The sequence below is a fragment of the Azospirillum argentinense genome (genome assembly GCF_000632475.1).
Classification (GTDB): Bacteria; Pseudomonadota; Alphaproteobacteria; order Azospirillales; family Azospirillaceae; genus Azospirillum; species Azospirillum baldaniorum.
Map to the genome: position 1 here is coordinate 359,206 of NZ_CP007795.1, position 21,012 is coordinate 380,217.

General features: G+C 66.2%; 16 protein-coding genes. 1 reads left to right on the forward strand and 15 read right to left on the reverse strand.

Going from position 1 to position 21,012, the window contains the following annotated elements; translation table 11 throughout:
* Positions 1-9 precede the first annotated feature (9 nt).
* From ABAZ39_RS24110 to ABAZ39_RS24170, 13 genes are all read right to left on the reverse strand, one after another.
* Positions 10-792, reverse strand: coding sequence for an enoyl-CoA hydratase/isomerase family protein (locus ABAZ39_RS24110; RefSeq protein WP_040136414.1), 783 nt, complete (start codon positions 790-792; stop codon positions 10-12).
* A 16-nt stretch (positions 793-808) separates the two neighbouring features.
* Positions 809-2,416 carry a carboxyl transferase domain-containing protein gene (locus ABAZ39_RS24115; RefSeq protein WP_040136416.1) on the reverse strand — a complete coding sequence of 536 codons (1,608 nt, stop codon included), beginning with the start codon at positions 2,414-2,416 and terminating at the stop codon, positions 809-811.
* A gap of 28 nt (positions 2,417-2,444) precedes the next feature.
* Positions 2,445-3,578: an acyl-CoA dehydrogenase family protein gene (locus ABAZ39_RS24120; RefSeq protein WP_040136417.1), complete on the reverse strand. Its 1,134-nt coding sequence runs from the start codon at positions 3,576-3,578 to the stop codon at positions 2,445-2,447.
* A 119-nt stretch (positions 3,579-3,697) separates the two neighbouring features.
* The gene (locus ABAZ39_RS24125; protein ID WP_040136419.1) at positions 3,698-4,879 is read right to left on the reverse strand and encodes an acetyl-CoA C-acyltransferase; all 1,182 of its coding nucleotides are present in this window, start codon (positions 4,877-4,879) and stop codon (positions 3,698-3,700) included.
* Between the two features lie 36 nt (positions 4,880-4,915).
* The gene (locus tag ABAZ39_RS24130) at positions 4,916-6,088 is read right to left on the reverse strand and encodes an isovaleryl-CoA dehydrogenase (RefSeq protein ID WP_040136421.1); all 1,173 of its coding nucleotides are present in this window, start codon (positions 6,086-6,088) and stop codon (positions 4,916-4,918) included.
* Positions 6,089-6,320: 232 nt separating this feature from the next.
* Positions 6,321-7,814: an aldehyde dehydrogenase family protein gene (locus ABAZ39_RS24135; RefSeq protein WP_040136424.1), complete on the reverse strand. Its 1,494-nt coding sequence runs from the start codon at positions 7,812-7,814 to the stop codon at positions 6,321-6,323.
* A 60-nt stretch (positions 7,815-7,874) separates the two neighbouring features.
* The gene (locus tag ABAZ39_RS24140) at positions 7,875-9,104 is read right to left on the reverse strand and encodes a phenylacetate--CoA ligase family protein (RefSeq protein ID WP_040136426.1); all 1,230 of its coding nucleotides are present in this window, start codon (positions 9,102-9,104) and stop codon (positions 7,875-7,877) included.
* Positions 9,105-9,274: 170 nt separating this feature from the next.
* Entirely contained in the window at positions 9,275-10,135 is an 861-nt protein-coding gene (locus ABAZ39_RS24145) for an ABC transporter ATP-binding protein (protein ID WP_040136428.1), read from the reverse strand.
* A gap of 79 nt (positions 10,136-10,214) precedes the next feature.
* Complete coding sequence (locus ABAZ39_RS24150; protein ID WP_040136431.1) at positions 10,215-11,498, reverse strand: ABC transporter substrate-binding protein; 1,284 nt, start codon at positions 11,496-11,498, stop codon at positions 10,215-10,217.
* A gap of 72 nt (positions 11,499-11,570) precedes the next feature.
* Positions 11,571-12,644, reverse strand: coding sequence for a branched-chain amino acid ABC transporter permease (locus ABAZ39_RS24155; RefSeq protein WP_040136433.1), 1,074 nt, complete (start codon positions 12,642-12,644; stop codon positions 11,571-11,573).
* Between the two features lie 15 nt (positions 12,645-12,659).
* On the reverse strand, positions 12,660-13,547 hold the full coding sequence (locus ABAZ39_RS24160) for a branched-chain amino acid ABC transporter permease (RefSeq protein WP_040136435.1): 888 nt from the start codon (positions 13,545-13,547) through the stop codon (positions 12,660-12,662).
* A 157-nt stretch (positions 13,548-13,704) separates the two neighbouring features.
* Entirely contained in the window at positions 13,705-15,636 is a 1,932-nt protein-coding gene (locus ABAZ39_RS24165; RefSeq protein ID WP_040136437.1) for a long-chain fatty acid--CoA ligase, read from the reverse strand.
* Entirely contained in the window at positions 15,636-16,523 is an 888-nt protein-coding gene (locus ABAZ39_RS24170; protein ID WP_247881762.1) for an ABC transporter ATP-binding protein, read from the reverse strand. The genes ABAZ39_RS24165 and ABAZ39_RS24170 overlap by 1 nt, the downstream gene beginning before the upstream one ends.
* Positions 16,524-16,725: 202 nt before the next feature.
* Between ABAZ39_RS24170 and ABAZ39_RS24175 the strand changes: the two genes are divergently transcribed.
* A complete protein-coding gene (locus ABAZ39_RS24175) occupies positions 16,726-18,378 on the forward strand; it encodes an AMP-binding protein (RefSeq protein WP_040137208.1) in 1,653 nt (550 codons plus the stop codon).
* 154 nt (positions 18,379-18,532) lie between these two features.
* Here ABAZ39_RS24175 and ABAZ39_RS35800 read toward each other — a convergent pair whose 3' ends face one another.
* Both ABAZ39_RS35800 and mmsB read right to left on the reverse strand, forming a co-directional pair.
* Positions 18,533-19,792, reverse strand: coding sequence for a hypothetical protein (locus ABAZ39_RS35800; RefSeq protein WP_144243622.1), 1,260 nt, complete (start codon positions 19,790-19,792; stop codon positions 18,533-18,535).
* A gap of 322 nt (positions 19,793-20,114) precedes the next feature.
* Entirely contained in the window at positions 20,115-21,005 is an 891-nt protein-coding gene (gene mmsB, locus ABAZ39_RS24180) for a 3-hydroxyisobutyrate dehydrogenase (protein WP_040136439.1), read from the reverse strand.
* Positions 21,006-21,012 lie beyond the last annotated feature (7 nt).

Here is a 21,012-nt window from a genome sequence, read left to right on the forward strand (position 1 = left end):
CCATGGGACTCAGCTCCGCCACGCCGGTTCGCGTTTCTCCAGGAAGGCGCCGACGCCCTCCCTTCCCTCGTCGCTCGCGCGCTGGCGGGCGATGCGCTCCGCCGTGTCGCGGACCAGCGCGTCGTCCAGCGGACGGCGCGCCACGGCGCGGATCAGTTCCTTCGCCGCGGTCTGGGAAGCCGGGCCGCATTGCAGCAGGTTGCGCACCATCACCTCGACCGCCGCATCCAGCTCCGTCGCTTGCACGGTCTGGTGCAGCAGGCCGAGCCGCAGGGCCTCGGCGGCGGAGAATCGCTCCGCCGTCAGGAAGTAGCGGCGGCAGGCGCGCTCGCCCATCGCGGCGACGACGTAGGGGCTGATGACCGCGGGGATCAGGCCCAGCCGCACCTCGGTCAGGGCGAAGCTGGCGGTCTCGGCGGCTATGGCGATGTCGCAGGAGGCGACCAGCCCCACCCCGCCGCCGAAGGCCGGACCCTGCACTACGGCGATGGTCGGCTTCGGGCATTCGTCCAGCGTGCGCAGCATGGTGGCGAGGCCCATGGCGTCCTCGACGTTCTCGCCATGGCTGTAGCCCGCCATCTTTTTCATCCAGCCAAGGTCGGCTCCGGCGGAGAAGCTCTTGCCCGCGCCGCGCAGCAGGATGGCGCGGACGTCCGGGTTCGATCCCAGGCTGAGGAAGGCGTCGGTCAGATCGGCGATGACCCGCTCGTTGAAGGCGTTGTGCACCTCCGCCCGGTTCATCGTGACGGCGGCGACGCCGCTGGCGGCGATGTCGATCAGAATGTCGCTCATGCTCGTCGTCCCCCGCTCACATCCGGAACACGCCGAAGGTGGTCTTCTCGACCGGGGCGTTCAGCGACGCCGACAGGCCGAGGCCGAGCACCATGCGGGTGTCCGCCGGGTCGATGATGCCGTCGTCCCACAGCCGGGCGGAGGCGTAGTAGGGATGGCCCTGGTCTTCGTACTGCTGGCGGATCGGCGCCTTGAAGGCCTCCTCCTCCTCCGGCGCCCAGCTCTTGCCCTGGGATTCCATGGCGTCGCGCCGGACCTGGGCGAGCACGCCCGCCGCCTGTTCCCCGCCCATCACGGAGATGCGCGAGTTCGGCCACATCCACAGGAAGCGCGGGGAATAGGCGCGCCCGCACATGCCGTAGTTGCCGGCGCCGTAGCTGCCGCCGATGATGACGGTGAATTTCGGCACCTTGGCGCAGGCGACCGCGGTGACCAGCTTCGCGCCGTCCTTGGCGATGCCGCCCGCCTCGTACTTCCGCCCGACCATGAAGCCGGTGATGTTCTGCAGGAAGACCAGCGGAATGCCGCGCTGACAGCACAGCTCGACGAAATGCGCGCCCTTCAGGGCGGATTCGCTGAACAGGATGCCGTTGTTGGCGATGATGCCCACCGGATAGCCGAAGATGTGGGCGAAGCCGCAGACCAGCGTCGTGCCGTAGAGCGGCTTGAACTCGTCCAGCACGGAACCATCGACGACGCGGGCGATGACCTCGCGCACGTCGAAGGGCTTGCGCGGGTCGCTGGGGATCACGCCGTAGAGTTCGCGCGGGTCGTAGGCCGGCTCCTGCGGCTCGCGCAGGTCCATGTCGATGCGCTTGCTGCGATTCAGGTTCGACACGACCTTGCGCGCCATGGCGAGCGCGTGGGCGTCGTTCATCGCGTAATGGTCGGTCACGCCGGAGGTGCGGGAGTGCACGTCCGCCCCGCCGAGGTCCTCCGCCGACACCACCTCGCCGGTCGCCGCCTTCACCAGCGGCGGGCCGCCGAGGAAGATGGTGCCCTGGTTGCGCACGATGATCGCCTCGTCCGACATGGCGGGCACATAGGCGCCGCCCGCCGTGCAGCTTCCCATCACCACGGCGATCTGCGGGATGCCCTGCGCGGACATGTTGGCCTGATTGAAGAAGATGCGGCCGAAATGGTCGCGGTCGGGGAACACCTCGTCCTGGTTGGGCAGGTTGGCGCCGCCCGAATCCACTAGATAGATGCAGGGCAGGTTGTTCTGTTGCGCCACTTCCTGGGCGCGCAGGTGCTTCTTGACGGTCAGGGGGAAGTAGGTGCCGCCCTTCACCGTGGCGTCGTTGACGACCACCATGCATTCCTGCCCGGCCACGCTGCCGATGCCGGTGATGATGCCCGCCGCCGGGATGTCGTCGTCATAGACCTTGTAGGCGGCCATCTGCGACAGCTCCAGGAAGGGCGATCCCACGTCGAGGAGCTGGCGGATGCGCTCGCGCGGCAGCAGCTTGCCGCGGGACAGGTGCTTGTCGCGGGCCTTGGCGCCGCCGCCCTGCTTGATCGCGCCCACCTTCTCGCGCAGATCGGCGACCAGGGCGGACATGGCGTCGGCGTTCGTCTGGAACTCGGCGGAGCGCGGGTTCAGGGCGCTCTTCAGGACGGTCATGGCCGTCGTCCTCCCGTCTCTTCTTGTTCTACTGCATCAGGGCACGGCTGATGACCAGCCGCTGGATGTCGCTCGTGCCCTCGTAAATCTGGCAGACGCGCACGTCTCTATAAATGCGCTCCACCGGGAAATCGTTCAGGTAGCCGTAGCCGCCATGGATCTGGATGGCGTCGGAGCAGACGCGCTCGGCGATCTCCGAGGCGAACAGCTTCGCCATGGCCGCTTCCTTCAGGCAGGGCTCGCCGGCGTCGCGCAGGGAAGCGGCGTGCAGGACGAGCTGGCGTGCGGCCTCCACCTTCGTCGCCATGTCGGCCAGCCGGAAGGCCACCGCCTGATGCTGGATGATCGGCACGCCCATGCTCTGGCGCTCCTGGGCGTAGCGGGTGGCGTGGTCGAGCGCGGAACGCGCCATGCCCACCGACTGCGATGCGATGCCGATGCGCCCGCCCTCCAGGTTGGCGAGCGCCACCCGGTAGCCGCCGCCCTCCGCGCCCAGCATCAGGTCGGCGGGGATGCGGCAGTCCTCCAGGACGATCTGGCAGGTGTCGGAACAGCTCTGGCCGAGCTTTTCCTCGACCCGCGCGACCTGGAAGCCGGGGGTATCGGTCGGCACGACGAAGGCGGTGATGCCCTTCTTGCCGGCGTCGGGGTCGCTGACCGCGAAGACGATGGCGACGTCGGCGTTTTTCCCTGAGGTGATGAACTGCTTGGTGCCGTTGAGAACCCAGTGGTTGCCGTCGCGGCGGGCGCGCGCCTTGATGGCGGCGGCGTCGGACCCTGCCTGCGGCTCCGTCAAGCAGAAGCAGCCGAGCTGCTCGCCGCGGGCCATCGGCTTCAGGAAGCGCTCCTTCTGCTCGGCGCTGCCGAACTTCAGGATCGGCATGCAGCCGACGGAGTTGTGCACGCTCATGATGGTGGAGATGGCGCCGTCGCCCGCCGCGATCTCCTCGATGGCGAGCGCGTAGGCGATGTGGTCGGTGCCGGCGCCGTCGAACTCCTCCGGCACCAGCATGCCCATCAGACCGAGCCGGCCCATCTCGGCCAGCTCCTCCCTGGGGAAGGCGCCGGTGCGGTCGCGCTCGGCGGCGGTGGGCGCCAGCCGCTCCGCCGCGAAGTCCCGCGCCATGTCGCGCACCATCCGCTGCTCTTCCGTCAGCCGCATTGCTTTCCCTCCCGCACACTTTCTGCCCCCTCCCCACCCCTCCCCCGCTGCGCGGTGGAGGGAGCTTGATCCCCTCTCCCGCGAAGCGGGGGAGGGTTAGGGAGGGGGCACGGTTTGCCTTACACCAGCTCCACCGCCACAGCCGTGGCCTCGCCGCCGCCGATGCACAGCGAGGCGACGCCGCGCTTCAGCCCGTTCTTCTCCAGCGCCGCCAGCAGCGTGACGAGGATGCGCGCCCCCGACGCGCCGATGGGATGGCCGAGCGCGCAGGCGCCGCCATGCACGTTGATCCTGTCGTGCGGGATGTCGAGTTCGCGCATCGCCGCCATGGCGACCACGGCGAAGGCCTCGTTCAGCTCGTAGAGGTCCACGTCCTTGGCCGACCAGCCGGCGCGCTCCAGCACCTTGTTGATCGCGCCCACAGGCGCGGTGGTGAACCAGGCCGGGGCCTGGGCATGGTTGGCGTGGGCCTTGATCTCGGCCAGAATCGGCAGGCCCAGCTTCTCCGCGTTCGACCGCGTGGTCAGCACCAGCGCCGCCGCACCGTCGGAGATGGAAGAGGCGTTGGCCGCCGTCACCGTGCCGTCCTTGGCGAAGGCGGGCTTCAGCGTCGGGATTTTGGTCGGGTCGGCCTTCAGCGGCTGCTCGTCCTTCTCCACCACCGTGTCGCCCTTGCGGCCCTTCACGGTGACCGCGGTGATCTCCTTGACGAAGCTGCCGTCCTCGGTGGCGCGGCGGGCGCGGTTCAGGCTCTCGATGGCGTAGTTGTCCTGCGCCTCGCGGGTGAACTGGTAGTGGGTGGCGCATTCCTCCGCGAAGGTGCCCATCAGGCGACCGCGGTCGTAGGCGTCCTCCAGCCCGTCGAGGAACATGTGGTCGAGCACGCGACCGTGGCCCATGCGGTAGCCGCCGCGCGCGCGGTCCAGCAGGTAGGGGGCGTTGGACATGCTCTCCATGCCGCCGGCCACCATGATCTCGGCCGAGCCGGCCTTGATCAGGTCGGTGGCGAGCATCACCGCCTTCATGCCCGACCCGCAGACCTTGGAGATGGTGGTGCAGCCCGCGGCCTCCGGGATGCCGGCTCCGAGCGACGCCTGACGGGCCGGCGCCTGCCCCAGACCAGCGGGCAGGACGTTGCCCATGAAGACCTCGTCCACGGCGTCCGGCTTCACCCCGGCGCGCTCCAGCGCGGCCTTGATGGCGGCGGAGCCGAGCTGCGGCGCGGTCAGGCCCTGCAAGTCGCCCTGGAATCCACCCATCGGGGTGCGGGCGGCGCCCGCGATGACAACGGTATCGGTCATGCTCTTTTCCTTCCCTCCGGCCTTGCGCCGTTTTCCTTAGGCCGTTTCCTTGAACAGCTCGCGCCCGATCAGCATGCGGCGGATTTCGCTGGTGCCGGCGCCGATCTCGTAGAGCTTGGCGTCGCGCAGCAGGCGGCCCGTCGGGTATTCGTTGATGTAGCCATTGCCGCCCAGAGTCTGAATGGCCTCCAGCGCCATCCAGGTCGCCTTTTCGGCGGCGAAGAGGATCGCCCCGGCGGCGTCCTTGCGGGCCGTCTCGCCGCGGTCGCACGCCTTGGCGACGGCGTACACGTAGGCCTTGGCGGCGTTCATGATCGTGTACATGTCGGCCAGCTTGCCCTGCATGAGCTGGAACTCGCCGATGGGCTGGCCGAACTGCTTGCGGTCGTGCAGGTAGGGAACCACCACGTCCATGCAGGCCTGCATGATGCCGAGCGGCCCGCCAGCCAGCACCGCGCGCTCGTAGTCGAGGCCGGACATCAGCACATTCACGCCGCGCCCGACGCCGCCCAGGATGTTCTCCTCCGGCACCTCGCAGTCCTCGAACACCAGCTCGCCGGTGTTGGAGCCGCGCATGCCCAGCTTGTCGAGCTTCTGCGCGACGGAGAAGCCCTTGAAGGACTTTTCGATCAGGAAGGCGGTGATGCCGCGCGGGCCGGCGTTGACGTCGGTCTTGGCGTAGACCACCAGCGTGTCGGCGTCCGGCCCGTTGGTGATCCACATCTTCGTGCCGTTCAGCACGTAGCGGTCGCCCTTCTTCTCGGCGCGCAGCTTCATCGACACGACGTCGGACCCGGCGTTCGGCTCCGACATGGCGAGGGCGCCGATGTGCTCGCCGGAGATCAGCTTGGGCAGGTAGCGGCTCTTCTGCTCCGCCGTTCCGTTCTTACGGATCTGGTTGACGCAAAGGTTGGAATGCGCGCCGTAGCTGAGGCCGACCGAGGCCGAGGCGCGGGAGATTTCCTCCATCGCCACGACATGCTCCAGGTATCCCATGCCGGCCCCACCATACTCCTCCTCCGCCGTGATGCCGAGCACGCCGAGGTCGCCGAACTTCCGCCACAGCTCGTTCGGGAACTCGTTGGTCCGGTCGATCTCGGCGGCGCGGGGCGCGATCTCGTCGGCGGCGAAGCTGCGCACGGTGTCGCGCAGCATGTCCGCGGATTCGCCGAGGTCGAAGTTCAGGGTCGGATACTGGTTCGACAGCATGGTGTTGGCGCTCCCCCCGGAGGTCTGTTCTTCGTTCTCGCCATACGGCGACGTATGGAGCCGTACGGTAGCGTATGGAAATGGGCGTGACAAGGCCTTCTAGCCCTCTCCCCTCCGGGGAGAGGGTGGCCCGAAGGGCCGGTGAGGGGGATGTGCTTGGCGGTACGTCCGGCAAAAGCGCAACCCCCTCACCCTAACCCTCTCCCCAGAGGGGAGAGGGGACAGAAAGTCATCACTTCATGTTGATGATGATCGTCTTCTTGTGGGTGAAGTGTTCCAGCATCGCTTCCAGCGAGGCTTCCTTGCCGAGGCCGGACGATTTCACGCCGCCGTAGGACAGGTTCGGCTGCACGACCAGATTCTGGTTCACTTGTACGAATCCGGCCTCCAGCCGGTGCACCGCGTCCATCGCCACCTTCAGATCGCGCGTCCAGATCGTCGCGGCAAGACCGTATTCGGTGTCGTTGGCCTGGGCGATGACCTCCTCGTAGTCGGTCCAGCGGATGACGCAGCAGACCGGGCCGAAGATTTCCTCCTGCGCGATGCGGTCGCTGTTCTTCACGCCGGTGAAGATGTGCGGCTGCACGTACAGGCCCTTGGTCAGCTTCGGATCGGACGGCATGGCGGAGCAGACATGCGGCGTCGCCCCGCCCTCCTTGCCGATGGCGATGTAGCTCTGCACCCGGTCGAGCTGCTGCGGCGAGACGATGGTGCCGATGTCGGTCGACTCGTCCAGCGGGTTGCCCATCTTCATCGCGTTCACCTTCTCCTTCAGCTTCTCGACGAAGGCGTCGTGGATGCTGTCATGGACGAAGATGCGCGACGACGCGGTGCAGCTCTGGCCCTGGCGGGTGAAGCGCATGCCGGCGATGGCGCCCGCGATCGCCTGATCCAGGTCGGCGTCGCCGCAGACGATCATCGGGCTCTTGCCGCCCAGCTCCAGCGTCACCGGGATCAGCTTTTCGGCGGCGGTCTTGTAGACGATCTTGCCGGTCTCGACGGAGCCGGTGAAGGTCACCTTCTTCACATCCTTGTGCGCCACCAGCGGGGCGCCGCATTCCGGGCCGTAGCCCGAGAGGATGTTCACCACCCCCGCCGGAATCACCGTGTTGATGAGCTGCACGACGCGCAGAACGGCGAGTGGCGCCTCCTCCGCCGACTTCACCACCACGGCGTTGCCCGCAACCATTGCCGGGGCGATCTTCAGCGCCATCAGCAGCAGCGGCACGTTCCACGGGATGATCGCGCCGACCACGCCCACCGGCTCGCGCACGGTCATGGTCAGCATGGACGGGTTGAAGGGGATGGTTTCGCCCTTCAGCTCCGGCGCCAGACCGCCGAAGAAGACGAAGGCGTCGGACAGGACGCCGGCCTCGACGCGCGATTCCGTGCGCAGGGCCTTGCCGGTCTCCAGCGCGATCAGCTTGGCGATTTCCTCCTTGTGGGCGTCGAGCACGCGCCCGCATTCGGCGACCAGCTTGCCGCGCTCGCGCACCGGGCGCTTGGCCCATTCCTTCTGCGCGGCCACCGCGGCGACCACCGCGGCGTCGACGTCCGCCGCCTCGCCGAAGGCGGCCTCGGCCACCGTCTCGCCGGTCGCCGGGTTCACGACGGGGAAGCCCTTACCGGAGGAGGCCGGGCGGAATTCGCCGCCGAAGAAATGCTTGCCCGACAGCTCCCTGGCGAGCGCGAAGGGGTCGAGCTGGAGGTCGGTGCTGACGCTCATGTCGAAAAGGTCCTCGTGTGTATCGGGTCGGTTATCGTTGTTGTCGGCTATCACTGGTTCTCAGGCGCGGGCGTCTTCGATGACCTTGCCGTCGTTGGGCAGGCTGCCGGGGGCCGCGAACTCCACGACACCCTTCAATTTGGTGACGGCGGCCAGAGTTTCACGCACCGACGCCGCCAAAGCCTCGCCGGACTCGGGCGACTCGCAGCGCAGGGTCATGGTGTCGTTGGCGTCCTGCCGCCCGACGACGAGGCGGGCCTTGCCGATCTGCGGGTGGCGGCGCAGCACCTCGGCGATCTGCTGCGGGTGGACGAACATGCCCTTGACCTTGGTGGTCTGGTCGGCGCGGCCCATCCAGCCCTTCAGCCGCATGTTGGTGCGCCCGCAGGGGCTTTCGCCGGGCAGGACGGCCGACAGGTCGCCGGTGGCGAAGCGGACCAGCGGATAGGCTTGGTTGAAGGTGGTGACGACGACCTCCCCCACCTCGCCCGCCGGCACGGGATCGCCGGTGCCGGGGCGGACGATCTCCACGATCACGCCTTCCTCCACCACCAGCCCGGCGCGGGCCGTCGTCTCGTAGGCGACGAGGCCGAGGTCGGCGGTGCCGTAGCTCTGGTAGGCGGCGATGCCGCGCCCCTCGTAATAGGCGCGGGCGTCTGGCAGGAAGGGACCGCCGGTCAGATGGCCGATCGCGATGGAGGACAGGTCCAGCCCCAGCTCATCGCCCTTCTCCAGGATGATCTTCAGGAAATCGGGCGTGCCAATGTAGGCCCGCGGCTTGAGATGGGCGGCCACCTGGGCCTGCATCTCCGTGTTGCCGACGCCGGCGGGGATGACGGCGCAGCCCAGCGCGTGCGCGCCCGTCTCGAACATCGAGCCGGCGGGGGTCAGGTGGTAGGCGAAGCAGTTCTGCACGAGGTCGCCGCCGCGGATGCCCGAGGCGTAAAGCGCCCGTGCGGTGCGCCAGGGGTCCGTGCCGTGCGCCTCCGGATCGTGGATCGGGCCGGGCGAGGCGAAGACGCGGGCCAGCCGCCCGATGGCGACGGTGGTCATCCCGCCGAAGGGCGGCGAGTCCTTCTGCAGCGCAATCAGGTCCGACTTGCGGGTGACCGGAAGTGCTGCGAGCGCCACCCGGTCACCGACGGCGGCGGGGTCCACATCGGCGAGCAGGCGGGTGAAATAGGGCGCGTTCGCCTTGGCGTGGGCGATCTGCGCCGGCAGCGCCGCGAACAGCTCCGCCTCGCGCCGGTCGGGGGAGCGGGTTTCGAGTTGATCGTAAGTGTCGGACACCGATGCCTCCCGGCTGTTTTTCTTCTTCTCCCCTCTCCCGCCCCGGGAGAGGGTGGCCCGAAGGGCCGGGTGAGGGTGCCGCCAACGGTCGGCGCCTTTCTTCCTGCTAGACCCTCACCCTTCCCACTTCGTGGGCCCCTTCCCTCTCCCGGGACGGGAGAGGGCATAACTCAAATCCAGCGCTTCCGGCGCTTGAAGCTCTTGAGATTCTTGAAGCTCTTGCGCTCTTCGTTGCCGCCGCCGAGGTAGAATTCCTTCACGTCCTCGTTGTTGCGCAGCTCTTCGGCGGTGCCGTCCAGAACGACCTTGCCGTTCTCCATGATGTAGCCGCGCGTCGCGGCCTGGAGCGCCATGCGGGCGTTCTGCTCGACCAGCAGGATGGTGACGCCCAGGTCCTTGTTGATCTGCCGGATGATGCTGAAGACCTCCTTCACCATCAGCGGCGATAGGCCCATGGACGGTTCGTCCATCAGGATCAGCTTCGGCCGGGCCATCATCGCGCGCCCGATGGCGAGCATCTGCTGCTCGCCGCCCGACAGGTAGCCGGCAAGGCCGGTGCGTTCCTTCAAGCGGGGAAAGTAGTGATAGACCATCTCGATGTCGTCCTTCACGCCGCCGTCGCGGCGGGTGAAGGCGCCGAGGCGCAGATTCTCCTGGCAGGTCATGTCGCCGATGATGCGGCGGCCCTCCATCACCTGGAAGATGCCGCGCCGGACGATCTGGTCGGGATCGATGCCGTTGATTCGCTCACCCCCGAAGGAGATGTCGCCGCGCGTGACCTCGCCGTCCTCGGTCTTCAGCAGCCCGGAGATGGCCTTGAGCGTCGTCGATTTGCCGGCGCCGTTGGCGCCCAGCAGGGCGACGATCTCTCCCTCCGGCACCTCCAGGCTGAGGCCGCGGAGCACCAGGATGACGTCGTTGTAGACGACCTCGATGTTGTTGACGGACAGCAGCGGCGCCTTGGCCGTGCCGGGAACCGGCGCCGGAGCGCTGGCGGGATTGACCGCGGCGGTCGCGGTGGCGGCGTTCATGATGCGGCACCTGATGCAGTGAGACGGGACGGGTGCCCCCGTCGCCGCCCTTTCACGGCGACGACGGGGGCGGTCCGGCTTACCAGCCCAGCCACTCCGGCTTGCGCGGGACGTCGACGGTGGCGATCTTCTCCAGCTTGATCGTGCCGGCCTTCACCAGATCGTCCACCGAGCCGCCGGTGTCGCCGGACACGTTGGCGCGGTACAGGTTGACCTTGTCCATGCCGCGGTGATCGGTCTCGGTCCAGGTCGACGGCACGCAGACCCCCTCCAGGCCCGCCGGCACCCAATCCTTCTTCTGGTACATGCCCTTGCGGATGTTCGGGCCGGTCACGCCACCGTTCTGCTTCGCCCAGTCCATCGCCTCCTTCATGTAGAAGGCGGAGCAGATGCCCGACACGTAGTGCACCGGACGGTAGGCGGTGCCGGCGGCGTCGGAGACCTTGGAGATCTCCTTGACGATCTTCATGCCCGGCGCGTCGCCGCCCCAGATCGCCGCGGTGCGCACCGGGAAGATCACGCCGTTGGCGGCCGAGCCGGCGGCCTTGGCGGCGTTCTCGTCCATGCCCCAGACGTTGCCCATGAACTGCACCTGGGCGCCGACCGTCTGGCAGGCCTTCAGCACGGAGATGTTGGATCCCGCCGTGTTGCCGAGATAGGCGTAGTTGGCGCCGGCCTGCTTCAGCGTCAGGCACTGGGCGGTGTAGTCGCCCGGCGTCAGGGCGAACTGCACCGCCGGCAGAACGTCGAAGCCAAGCTCCTTGGCGAGTTGCTCGCCGGCTTCCTTCGGGGCGTTCGGGTAGGGGTGGTTGGCGCCCATGTGGACGTACTTGGGCTTGCCCGAGCCGCCCTTCTTCTTCCAGTCCTCGGCCGCCCACATCAGCATGGCGCGCAGGCCGTCGGAGTAGGACGGGCCGTAGAAGAAGTTGTAGGGGGCCGGCTTGGAGCCGTGCGGGCCGTTGCCGGTCGGGTCGGTCAGGTGGCCCGAGTAGGAACCGGAGTAATAGGGGATCTCGTCCTTGCCGACGAAGCCGGTCAGCGCCTCGGTGTCGGCGGTGCCCCAGCCCTGGATGGCCGCGACCTTGCCGCTGCCCGACGACCACTTCTTGTACTGGCTGATGGCGCGCGGTGCCTGATAGCCGTAGTCCACCGTCTCGACGTCCATCGTCGTGCCGGCGACGCCGCCGTTCTTGTTGATGTAGGCGAGCGCGTCGGCGACGCCCTGGCCGAAGGGCACGCCCACGTCCGACGTGGCGCCGGACTGGTCGGCGAGATGGCCAACCGGGATCTTCTGGGCGTTGGCGGCCCCGGTGCCGAGCAGGACGACGGCGGCGGACGCCAGCAGGACGGTCTTCATGGTCATGGTGCGTTTTCTCCCAGTCGTTATGTTTTTCAGAAGCCGATGTGCGAGAGGCATGCCAGGGCGAGAAAGGCCCTAGTGCGAGAACGGGTAGAGCTTCCAGTAGGCCTTGATCTGCTTCCAGCGGTGGGCCAGCCCGTCCGGTTCGAAGACCAGGAACAGGATGATGACCAGACCGATGGCCATTTCGCGCAGGAAGGCGATGGCCTCCCTCAGGTTCAGCGCGGCGTCGATGGCGGTGCCGGACAGCGCCGTGGTGATGGCCTGCATCACCTCCGGCAGCAGCACCATGAAGGCGGTGCCCATCAGCGACCCCATGATCGAGCCCAGGCCCCCAATGATGATCATGCCGAGGAACTGGATCGAGAAGAGGATCGTGAAGCCCTCCACCGACACGAACTGCAGATAGTGGGCGTAGAGCGCGCCGCCGATGCCGGCGTAGAAGGACGAGATGCCGAAGGACATCGTGCGGTACTTGGTTAGGTTGATGCCCATGATCTCGGCGGAGAGATAATGGTCACGCACCGCCACCAGCGCCCGCCCGTCGCGCGACCGCATCAGGTTGGTCGCCAGGATGTACATGACGACCACATAGACCAGCACGACGTAGAAGAAGCTCTCGTCGGTGTCGAAGGCGTAGCCGAACAGGCTGAACGGCTCCGCGATTGTGCCGGCGGTGCCGCCGGTGAACCAATCGGCGCGCGAGAAGAAGTCCTGGAGGATGTACTGCGCTGCCAGGGTGGCGATGGCGAGGTACAGGCCTTTCAGCCGCGCCGCCGGGATGCCGAACAGCATGCCGACCGCGGTGGTCATCACGCCGGCCAGCGGGATGGCGAGCGCCACCGGGATGCCGAAGCTGTTCGACAGCCACGCCGAGGAGAAGGCGCCGAAGCCGAAGAAGGCGGCGTGCCCGATGGAGATCTGACCGGTGAAGCCGACCAGGATGTTCAGCCCCAGCGCCGCGATGCCGAGATAGCCGATCTGGATGCACAGGTTCAGCCAGTAGCGGTCCATGAAGGCCGGGCAGAGCAGCAGCAGGAGAACGCCCAGGATCGCGAAGTTGCGGCTGGTCTTGGTCGGGAAGATGGTCGTGTCGGCGGCGTACCGGGTCTTGAAGTCGCCGCAGGGAATGAGACTGATGTTCGCCATGGTTGCGGCCGCTCCTTACACGCGCTCGATGTCCTTGGTGCCGAAGAGGCCGTAGGGCTTGATCATCAGGATGACGATCAGGACGTAGAAGGGGGCGATCTCGTACATGTTGCCCCAGTTCAGCCACTGGCTGTCCAGGTAGTGCGCGAGATTCTCCAGCACGCCGACGATCAGGCCGCCCAGCACCGCCCCGGCCACGCTGTCCAGCCCGCCGAGGATGACCGCCGGGAAGACCTTGATGCCGAAGAAGGAGAGCGCGGAAGACACGCCGTTGACGACGCCGACCGTGACGCCGGCCACCGCCGACACCATGGCGGAGATGGCCCAGCTCATCGCGAACATGTGGCGGACGGAGATGCCCAGCGATTGTGCCACCTGCTGGTCGAAGGCGGTCGCCCGCATCGCCAGCCCCATCCGCGAGTATTTGAAGAACCAGCCGAAGCCCGCCATGATCAGCAGCGAGATGACCAGGCTCATCACGTAGACGGTCTGCACGTCGAGCCCGAGGATGTTCACGGTCGGGCTGGCGAAGATGGTCGGGAACGGCTTGGCGAAGACGCCGAACATCCACTTCATCAGCGCCTGGAAGAAGATCGACAGGCCGATGGTGACCATGATGACGGAGATGATCGGCTCCCCGATCATCGGCCGCAGCACGACGACCTGAAGCACGATGCCGAAGACCAGCATGAAGGCCAGCGTGATCGGGAAGCCGATCCAGAAGGGCAACTGCCAGGAGGTCAGCAGCCACCAGCAGGTCCAGGCGCCGATCAGCAGGAACTCGCCCTGGGCGAAGTTCACGATGCGGCTGGCCTTGTAGATCAGCACGAAGGACATCGCCACGACGCCGTACAGCGCGCCGACGATCAGTCCGTTGACGAGAAGCTGGAAGAGCAAGGTCATGGCGTGGCCTCGTCTTTGTTCCCTCTCCCCTCTGGGGAGAGGGGTAGGGTGAGGGGGTTCAGGAGGGACCGGAAAGTTCGGCAAATGCCGAACCCCCTCACCCCAACCCTTTCCCCGGAGGGGAGAGGGAGTTTAACGCGCGTCATCACCGCCCCCCTCACGCCGCGGCCTGCGCCGGCTTCTTGGCCGGCGTGGGCAGCAGGTCGACCACCTTCAGCACGGTGCGGATACGCTGCTTGGTGCCGTCCTGGAAGGTGATGGTGGTGTCCACGTCGATGGCCGGCTGGCCCGCGTAGATGGAGTCGATGATCTCGCCGTACTTCTCGGCGATCACGCCGCGCCGCACCTTGCGGGTGCGGGTCAGTTCGCCGTCGTCGGCGTCCAGTTCCTTGTAGAGCAGCAGGAACTTGGTGATGCGCTGAAACTCCGGCAGCGTCGCGTTCACCCGCTCCACCTCCTGGCGCAGCAGCTCGTAGATCTCCGGCTTGGACGCCAGATCGGAATAGGTGGTGAAGGCGATGCGGTTTTTCTCCGCCCACTTCGACACGATGGGGAAGCGGATGCAGATGATCGCCGACAGGTAGGGCCGCTTGTTGCCCAGGATCACCGCCTCGGCGACGTAGGGGCTGAATTTCAGTTTGTTCTCGATGTATTGCGGGCTGAAGCGGTCGTTGTTGCTGGTGGTGGCGATGTCCTTGATGCGGTCGATGATGACCAGATGGCCCTTCTTGTCGAAGAAGCCGGCGTCGCCCGTGTGCATCCAGCCGTCGCGGAGGTCCGCCGTGGTCGAGGCCTCGTTGCGGTAGTAGCCGGCAAACATGTTGGGATGGCTGACGACGATCTCGCCGATGCCGTTCTGGTCGGGCTCGATCACCTTGACCTTGACGCCGTCGTCGAAGGGCACGCCCACCGTGTCGAAATCCACGTCGTCCGAGCGGTGCACCGTGTAGGCGCCCATCGTCTCGGTCTGGCCGTAGATCTGGCGCAGCGGCACGCCCAGCGCCTGGAAGAACTTGAAGGTGTCGGGGCCGAGCGCGGCGCCGCCGGTCGCCGCCGACTTCAGGTTGGTGAAGCCCAGGCGGTCTCGCAGCGCTGCGAAGAGAATACGGTCGGCGACGGCGGACCGCGTGCCGTTGGCGAGCGCCTCCAGCCCCAGCTTCATGCCGTAATCATACATCTTCTGCTTGAAGGGGGAGGCGTCCATCATGCGGGCGCGCACGTCGGCGGCGATCTGCTCCCACAGGCGGGGGGCGAACAGCACGAAGCTCGGCCCGATCTCGCGGAAGTCGTTCATCATCGTCTCGGCTTCCTCGACGAAGTTCACGCGCATCCGCGACACCATGCCCATGCCGACGGCGTAGATCTGCTCCATGATCCAAGACAGCGGCAGCACCGAGACATACTCGTCGGTCGGCCCCTTGGGGTCCACCGACAGGTAGCTGGCGACGTGGCGGATCAGCCGCCCGGCCGGCAGCATCGCCAGCTTCGGGTTCGAGGTGGTGCCCGAGGTGGTGCAGAGCACCGCCACGTCGTCGCCGCGCGTCGCGCCGACCAGCTCCTCGTAGAGGTTCGGTTTCTCGGCGTGCAGCGCGTTGCCCAGCTTGACCAGTTCCGACGCTTCCATCAGGCGCGGATCGCTGTATTTGCGCATGCCGCGGGGGTCGGAATAGATGATGTGCTTCAGCGTCGGCAGGCGCTCGCCGAGGTTCAGCAACTTGTCGACCTGCTCCTCGTCCTCCGCGAAGATGACGTGGACGTCGGCGTAGGTGATGAGGTAGGCAACCTCCTCGTCCATGGCGTCGCGGTAGATGCCCAGGCTCATGGCGCCCATGGCGTGGGCGGAGATTTCCCCCATCACCCAGTCGGGCCGGTTGTCGCCCAGCAGCGCCACCACATGGCCGCGCTCCACGCCGAGCTTGATGAGGCCGAGCGTGAAGGCGCGCACGCGGGCGTGCATGTCCGCCCAGGTGAACTCCCGCCAGATGCCGAAATCCTTCTCGCGCATGGCGACGTCGCCGCCATGCTCGCGGGCGTGCAGGGTCAGCAGCTTCGGCAGCGTGTCGTGGGTTTTGATATCAGGAAGGGACATCACGCGACCTCCTGCTTGGGCGGCGGGGCCACGGCCTCGTCCTCCTCGCCGTCCTCGCCGAGATAGGCGCGCTTGACGCGCGGGTCGTTCAGCACCTCTTCGGGCGTGCCCTCGGCGATTTTCTTGCCGAACTCCAGGACGATCACGCGGTGGGAGATGTCCATCACGACGCCCATGTCGTGCTCGATCATCACCACCGTCATGCCGAACTCCTCGTTCAGGTCGACGATGTAGCGGGCCATGTCCTCCTTCTCCTCCAGGTTCATGCCCGCCATGGGCTCGTCCAGGAGGATCAGGTCGGGCTTCAGCGCGATGGCGCGGGCCAGTTCCACTCGCTTGCGCAGGCCGTAGGAAAGCGTGCCGGCGGTGGCCTTGCGGACATGCTGGATTTCCAGGAAGTCGATGATCTCCTCGACCTCGCGGCGGTGGGCCAGCTCCTCCTTGCGGGCGCCGGTCAGCCAGTAGAGCGATCCGGTGAAGAAGTTGTTCTTCAGCAGGTGGTGGCGCCCGACCATGATGTTGTCGAGCACCGTCATGTGGCCGAACAGCGCCAGATTCTGGAAGGTGCGCCCGATGCCGAGCGAGGCGCGGTGGTTGGGCGTCATGCCCGTGATGTCCTTGCCCTTGAAATAGACCTTTCCGTCGGTGGGCCGGTAGCGGCCGGAGATGCAGTTGACCATGGAGGTCTTGCCCGCACCGTTCGGGCCAATGATGGAGAACAGCTCCCCCTTGCGGATGCTGAAACCGACGTCGGTCAGCGCCTGCACGCCGCCAAAGCGCAAGGACACGCCCCGGGCTTCGAAGATGGTGTCCGATGGGGAGGCCGCGCGGGTGGCGTCGGCCGGATGGGCGTAACCGCGTGGCGATGCGACGGGCGCGCCTGACATTTCCTCCTCCGTTGCTGTGGAACTGCCTTTTTTATCGTTCGCCTGACTGTTTGAGTGGCGAACTGGTCCATATTGTGGACCGTCCTTTGTGCAACGTCCGAACTATAGCCTGTGATGCGCACCGTTTTCAACACGGACATTCCGTGTATGCATGTTTTTTGGAGCGACATCCGGCCCGAAGGTCCATAATATGGACCCCATCATGACCCGGCCCGATTCCGACACCGAAACCGCCCCCACCGGAGCGTCCGGCGGCACGCAAAGCCTGGAGCGCGCGCTGGCCCTGCTGCGCGCCGTCGCCTCCCATGGGGCCGACGGCGCGCGTCTGGCCGACCTGATGAGCGACACCGCCCTGTCCAAGGCGACCGCGCACCGGCTGCTGACCGCGCTGGCGCGGGAGCGCTTCATCGACCAGGACCCGCGCAGCCGTCGCTACCATCTGGGGCCGGAACTGGATTCGCTGGGTCGCATCGCCGCCGCCCGCCACCGCCCTGGAGGCGACGCGGCAGCGCCCGGTCCGGCCACCGTTCAGCCGACCGCCTTCCTGCGGCCGGACTATCAAGGTGACGCGATTCCGCTCGCCGATCTGCTGTGCGACCGCCACGCCCGCGCCGACGGCGCCCGCGCCGCCCTGCTGCACGAGAGCGTGGCCGGCCAGACGACGGAGCTGAGCTTCGCCCGGCTGGCACGCGATTCGGCGCGCTTCGCCGCGGTGCTGCGCGGCCTCGGCGTTGGGCGCGGCGACCGGGTGGCGGTGCTGCTGCCCAAGGGGGCGGAGCTGCTGATCGCCGCGCTGGCGATCTGGCGGCTCGGCGGGGTCTACATGCCGCTCTTCACCACCTACTCCGCCGCCGCGGTCGCCTACCGGCTGGCCGACAGCGAGGCGCGGGCGATCGTCACCACCGGCTTCCTGCGCCGCAAGATTCCGCGCGACAACAGCCGCCCGGTGGTGATGGTGGAGGGGGACGAGGCCTTCGGTCCCGGCGCCGACGCGGTGCCCTTCTGGTCGGCCCTTCACGAATCAGCCCCCTTGCCCGACATTGCGCGCTACGCCGACCGCGACGCCTTCGCGCTGATGTACACCTCCGAAGCGGAGCCGAAGCCGCTCGGCGTGTCGCTGCCCGTCATGGCTCTGGCCGGGATCGAGCAGTACATGCGCATCGGCCTCGACCTGCGCGACGACGACATCTATTGGAACATGGCCGACCCCGGCTGGGCCTACGGCGCCTATTACGGGCTGGTCGGGCCGCTGCTGCTCGGGCGCACCACGATCTTCTGCGACGGCCCCTACGACGTGCGGCAGGGCTACCGCATGCTGACGAAGTTCGGCGTCACCAACCTGACCTGCGCGCCGTCCCAGATCCGCGCCTGGCACAGCGCCGACCCGGAGGGCGGCCCGCACAAGCTGGCGCTGCGCATCCTGTCGGTGGTCGGCGAGCCGCTGCCGCCGGAGCTGATCGGCTGGGCGAACCGGGTGGTCAGCGTCCCCCTGCTCGACCAGTACGGGCAGCGCGAGACCGGCATTTTCATGATGAACCGCTACGACCCCGGCCACGCCGACCGCACTGCCGATTCCTCGCTGGGGCGGCCCCTGCCGGGTTTCCGCGTGGTCATCCTCGACCCGCAGGGCCGCGAGGCGCCGGTCGGCGGTGCGGGCGAGATCGCCATCGACGTGGAGTCCTCGCCGCTCTTCTGGTTCGACGCCTACGCCAACGACCCGGGACGCACCGCCGCCCGTTTCCGCCACGGCCGCCGCTACTACCTCACCGGCGACTGGGCGTTCCTGGACGGTGACGGCAACATCCACTTCCGCGGCCGGGCGTCCGACGCCATCGTCATGCAGCAGGCGGATTGAGAGACCAAATGTGCCTTTCCTACTTTCCTCGCCCCGGCGGGAAGTGGGGTCAGCTCCTGTCTGACGGTCAATCACATCATGCCGCGGTTGGGCGGGTGGAGAGCCATTATTTATCGAGTTTCATGACGGACGTCGGACAGCAGTCGACGTTCGCCTAATGCAAGGGCGCGATACGCGCGATCGCTGGAATCTTCTCAATGGAGCGTGCGACTTCGTCCAATACATTATCGCGCAGGCGGTCGACACTGACCGGAAGATCGCCATTGCAGGTCCGTCGCATATGATCGTTGGCAACGAAGTCCGCACGCTGTATGCCACCGAAAACGTTCTGAATGCGAGCGTTCGAGCAGGAACGCCAAGAGCGTATAATTTTATTGCGTAAAAGATGGTCGTAAGGCGGCATGCCCTTTCCGTTTGCCTTGATTTCAAAGGCATAGGCCAGTTCGATGCCACCTGTTGTCAGGTCGTACTGGTAACTGGCATTGCGGGGCATCAGCAGTGAGGCCGCCAACAGGCTCACATCTCCTTGCGAGTAAACAATGGATTGATTCCTCTCGGGCTCACGCCGTTCCTCCCATTGAAGTTTCTTGACAGTGACCGTCACTGCCGCGCCACCTGAGGTGATGAGGATTAGATTTGGCGAGATTGTCCGCAATTTTGTCGCCACATCTTCATAGAGCAGACGGTCTTCCGGTTCAATAATCAAGCGGACCTCTACAGCGCGTTCTTCCAGTAATCTCTTTGCCTGTTCAGGAAAAACGGGAGCCACATACTTTCGAAGATCCTCTGCAGTGAGCTTCATTGACGGGAGAACCGCCAAGACCATAGCCGCATCCTGCGATTTGGCGCCGCTGGCACGCGCCTTCTCAAATACGCCCTTGATGAGGGCATTATCTGGAGAGTTGCTCGTGGCCAGCTTCCCCACAGACCGCCTGAAAATGATCGATTGTGCTTCGGGTGCGTTCAGTGAGGGAAAGAGACGAATGTCATCTGAGTAATAAAAATCTATTTTATTATTTATATTTGCCTCGGCGGCTAATCGATCGATTTCTTTTAGTATGTTCTGCTCATCTTCTTGGCTTATCAGATCTTTCAGAGATGCCTCTCTGACAATGCGGTGCAAATCCACCATCCTGGCGGAAGTATCCGCGTTAAACACATCGGCCCGCAAATAAGATGGATAATTTTTCTTAAACGATGGATATTTGTTGATTATGTTGCGAGCCCTTCTCCCGTTTTCTGTTTCGTCGTAAGCGAAAATATTGAGGGTTCTATAAGAAACGCTCTCTCTTCCACCGTTCTTCAATATATCTTCAGTCATGGAAAACAGATCGGAATTTTGATCGTCAATGGTTTGGCAGGCGTTAAGAGATAAGGCCGTGGCAAGGGCCAGTACAAATCTAAGTATAAGCATTCCGTGTCACTCCTGAGCCGGCATCAGAAGTGTATGGGAGGGATGGTGGAATCGCTAGCCTAAATACACGGGAAAATGGTGTCTGTGATCAGGAATCATGCCAAGGAGAGCTTTGACCGAATAGTGCTCAGGACAGGATGTGTTGGTCGTGGTTTCGGTTGCTCCGTAACGCTTGGCGGAGCCTCTGCCCCGCAGCGTCTTGTCGATACCCGTGCAGGTTCTGTCTGACGGCCTTCTCGGAACTCAGCAGAAAGCGGTTCTTACTCGTCAAACCGCAACATTGTGATCCGTTTGGGCCGTCAGACGGTGACCATGCGCCTGCTTACGGCTTCCCGCGCAGCAGATTGACGATGCCGGAGAAGTCCTTGCCGCCGAAGCCGGCGTTGCAGAACAGCGCGTACATCTGCGCCGCCTCGCCGCCCAGCGGCAGCGGGCTGCCGGTGCTCTGCCCGGCCTCGACCGCCAGCTTCAGGTCCTTCAGCATCAGCGCCGCGGCGAAGCCCGGCTGGTAGTCGCGGTTGGCCGGCGAGGTCGGGACCGGACCCGGCACCGGGCAATAGCTGGTCAGCGACCAGCACTGGCCCGACGACTTCGACGCCACGTCGAACAGCTTCTGCGACTCCAGCCCCAGCTTCTCGGCGAGCGCGAAGGCCTCCGACACGCCGAGCATCGAGATGCCGAGGATCATGTTGTTGCAGATCTTCGCCGCCTGACCGTTGCCCGGCCCGCCGGTGTGCACGATGGCCTTGCCCATCGCCGACAGGATCGGTTCCGCGCGGCGGAAGGCGGTGTCGCTGCCGCCGACCATGAAGGTCAGCGTCGCCGCTTCGGCCCCGCCGACGCCGCCGGACACCGGCGCGTCGACCATGGCGTGGCCCGCCGCCTCCGCCGCCGCAGCGACGAAGCGGGCGCTGTCCACGTCCACGGTGGAGCTGTCGATGAACAGGCTGCCCGGCTTGGCCTTGGCGATGATGCCGTCGGGTGCCGTGTAGACCTCGCGCACATGCTTGCCGGCGGGCAGCATGGTCACGACCACCTCGGCCTCCCCCGCCGCGGCGCCGGGGCCGGTGGCGACGGTGGCGCCGGCGTCGCGCGCGGCGGTGCATGCGGCTTCCGACAGGTCGAAGGCCAGGACGGTGTGGCCGGCCTTCAGCAGGTTGCGCATCATCGGCGCACCCATGTTGCCCAGACCGATAAAGGCGATCGTCGCCATAGCGTTT

Coding starts and splice junctions, on each gene's coding strand:
- ABAZ39_RS24110 (WP_040136414.1), bottom strand. CDS start 792: ATGAGCGACATTCTGATCGACATCGCCGCCAGCGGCGTCGCCGCCGTC.
- ABAZ39_RS24115 (WP_040136416.1), bottom strand. CDS start 2,416: ATGACCGTCCTGAAGAGCGCCCTGAACCCGCGCTCCGCCGAGTTCCAG.
- ABAZ39_RS24120 (WP_040136417.1), bottom strand. CDS start 3,578: ATGCGGCTGACGGAAGAGCAGCGGATGGTGCGCGACATGGCGCGGGAC.
- ABAZ39_RS24125 (WP_040136419.1), bottom strand. CDS start 4,879: ATGACCGATACCGTTGTCATCGCGGGCGCCGCCCGCACCCCGATGGGT.
- ABAZ39_RS24130 (WP_040136421.1), bottom strand. CDS start 6,088: ATGCTGTCGAACCAGTATCCGACCCTGAACTTCGACCTCGGCGAATCC.
- ABAZ39_RS24135 (WP_040136424.1), bottom strand. CDS start 7,814: ATGAGCGTCAGCACCGACCTCCAGCTCGACCCCTTCGCGCTCGCCAGG.
- ABAZ39_RS24145 (WP_040136428.1), bottom strand. CDS start 10,135: ATGAACGCCGCCACCGCGACCGCCGCGGTCAATCCCGCCAGCGCTCCG.
- ABAZ39_RS24150 (WP_040136431.1), bottom strand. CDS start 11,498: ATGACCATGAAGACCGTCCTGCTGGCGTCCGCCGCCGTCGTCCTGCTC.
- ABAZ39_RS24155 (WP_040136433.1), bottom strand. CDS start 12,644: ATGGCGAACATCAGTCTCATTCCCTGCGGCGACTTCAAGACCCGGTAC.
- ABAZ39_RS24160 (WP_040136435.1), bottom strand. CDS start 13,547: ATGACCTTGCTCTTCCAGCTTCTCGTCAACGGACTGATCGTCGGCGCG.
- ABAZ39_RS24165 (WP_040136437.1), bottom strand. CDS start 15,636: ATGTCCCTTCCTGATATCAAAACCCACGACACGCTGCCGAAGCTGCTG.
- ABAZ39_RS24170 (WP_247881762.1), bottom strand. CDS start 16,523: ATGTCAGGCGCGCCCGTCGCATCGCCACGCGGTTACGCCCATCCGGCC.
- ABAZ39_RS24175 (WP_040137208.1), top strand. CDS start 16,726: ATGACCCGGCCCGATTCCGACACCGAAACCGCCCCCACCGGAGCGTCC.
- ABAZ39_RS35800 (WP_144243622.1), bottom strand. CDS start 19,792: ATGCTTATACTTAGATTTGTACTGGCCCTTGCCACGGCCTTATCTCTT.
- mmsB (WP_040136439.1), bottom strand. CDS start 21,005: ATGGCGACGATCGCCTTTATCGGTCTGGGCAACATGGGTGCGCCGATG.